Below are 1,725 nucleotides of genomic sequence, written 5' to 3' on the forward strand. Positions count from 1 at the left end.
TCCCCATCCTCGCTGTCCCCCTGTCCGCTTGCCCGCACACCCACCCGCGCGCGGATAATCCCTCCCATGCGACGCCCTCCCCTCTTCCGTCCCCTGTCCGCCGTGCTGCTCACCCCGTTCCTCCTGCTCGCCTGTATCCCTGACGGGGACTCGGACGACACGCCCGAGGACGCGGGCGTCCAGGAGGACGGAGGCACCAGCGCCGATGGCGGCGGCGTGGAGCTGACGCAGTTCGCCCGCGACATGCTGGAGGCCCACAACGCGGCCCGCGCCGCCGCGAAGCCCACGCCGTCACCCGCGCTGGAGCCGCTCACGTGGGACCCCGCGGTGGCGGAGATCGCCCAGAAGTGGGTGGACAACTGCGATTACGAGCACAACGCGGGCCGTGGCAACGCGGGAGAGAACATCGCCGCCGCCACGCCGGACTACCTGAACGCGAAGACCGTGGTGAAGGGCTGGGTGGACGAGGTGGCGGACTACGACTACTCGAAGAACGCCTGCGCGTCGGGCAAGGCCTGCGGCCACTACACGCAGGTGGTGTGGCGCAACACGCGCCGCCTGGGCTGCGCCACGAAGCGCTGCACCGTCAATTCGCCCTTCGGGACGTCCAGCTGGGACTTCTGGGTGTGCAACTACGCGCCCCCGGGCAACTACGTGGGCCAGCGTCCCTACTGAAGGCCGCTGGCCCCACTGCGATGCGTCCTCAGCGCTTGAGCGTGCGCGCGAGGAACGCGGACGTCTCCGCCCAGGCGGACGCGGCGGCGCGCTCGTCGTAGCGGCCGCCGGAGGGGTTGGCGAAGGCGTGGTCCGCGTCGTACTCCACGATGCGGCTGCGCACGCCGGCCTCCTCCAGCGCCTTCTCGAAGGCCTGCACCGTCTCCGGCGGGATGGACTTGTCCTTCGTGCCGAAGATGCCCAGCACCTGGGCCTTGATGGTGGAGAGCTGCTGCGGGTCGGTCACCGGGTGGCCGTAGTAGATGACCGCCGCGCTCAGCTCCGGGATGGCCATGGCGGTGCGCAGCGACCAGCCGCCGCCGAAGCACCAGCCGATGCTGCCGGTGCGCACGGCCTGGATGCGCGGGTCTCCCTTGAGGAACGCGTGCGCGGCCAGCAGCGTCTTCGTGGCCTGGTCCGGGTCCACGGCCTTCACCAGCGCGAGCGCCTCGTCGGGGTTGGCGCCCACCTTGCCGTGGTAGAGGTCCACCGCGAGCGCCGCGTAGCCCTCCGCCGCCAGCCGGTCCGCCCAGGCCTGCACGTGCTCGTTGAGGCCCCACCACTCGTGGATGACGATGACGGCGGGCAGGGGGCCCTTCGCGTTCGGAGGCAGGCTCAGGTAGGCCTTGGAGCCGTCGGACAGCTCCACCGGCTGGCCCTTGCGCTCGGGGGCGGCGTCCGTGCGCAGGGTGTGCATGGCCTTGAACTCCTCCTCGGAGACGGCGCCCGTGGCGGACGGCGTGCGCGCCACCTCCGCCGGACTGCTCGTCGCGCAGGCGCCCAGCATCAGCGCCGCCGCCAGCACCCACGTGAGCCTCTTCATGTCCGGCTTCATCGTCCGTGTCCTTTCGGGCCCGGGCTGTCCGGGCCGGCTTCCGGGCGTAGCGCGGTGAAGGCGGACGCGCCAGCGCGTTGAACCCCGGACGCGAAGAGGGCCGGCGCGAGGGGAAGTCCCTCACGTCGGCCCTCGTTCCCGCCGCTCCCGTTAGGGAGAGGGGGTGACTACTTCGT

Annotated in this window: 2 protein-coding genes; one reads left to right on the forward strand and one right to left on the reverse strand. The window is 71.7% G+C overall.

The genetic code is table 11. The annotated features are described in order from the left end of the window. The first annotated feature begins 66 nt into the window (after positions 1-66). Positions 67-675, forward strand: a complete 609-nt coding sequence (locus D7Y15_RS43375; RefSeq protein ID WP_121756208.1) for a CAP domain-containing protein — start codon at positions 67-69, stop codon at positions 673-675. Positions 676-703: 28 nt separating this feature from the next. Here D7Y15_RS43375 and D7Y15_RS43380 read toward each other — a convergent pair whose 3' ends face one another. Next, the gene (locus D7Y15_RS43380; protein WP_121756209.1) at positions 704-1,537 is read right to left on the reverse strand and encodes a dienelactone hydrolase family protein; all 834 of its coding nucleotides are present in this window, start codon (positions 1,535-1,537) and stop codon (positions 704-706) included. Positions 1,538-1,725: the final 188 nt, after the last annotated feature.

It is taken from the genome of Corallococcus sp. AB030 (genome assembly GCF_003668965.1).
In the GTDB taxonomy this organism is placed as follows: domain Bacteria; phylum Myxococcota; class Myxococcia; order Myxococcales; family Myxococcaceae; genus Corallococcus; species Corallococcus exiguus.

Coding starts and splice junctions, on each gene's coding strand:
- D7Y15_RS43375 (WP_121756208.1), top strand. CDS start 67: ATGCGACGCCCTCCCCTCTTCCGTCCCCTGTCCGCCGTGCTGCTCACC.
- D7Y15_RS43380 (WP_121756209.1), bottom strand. CDS start 1,537: ATGAAGAGGCTCACGTGGGTGCTGGCGGCGGCGCTGATGCTGGGCGCC.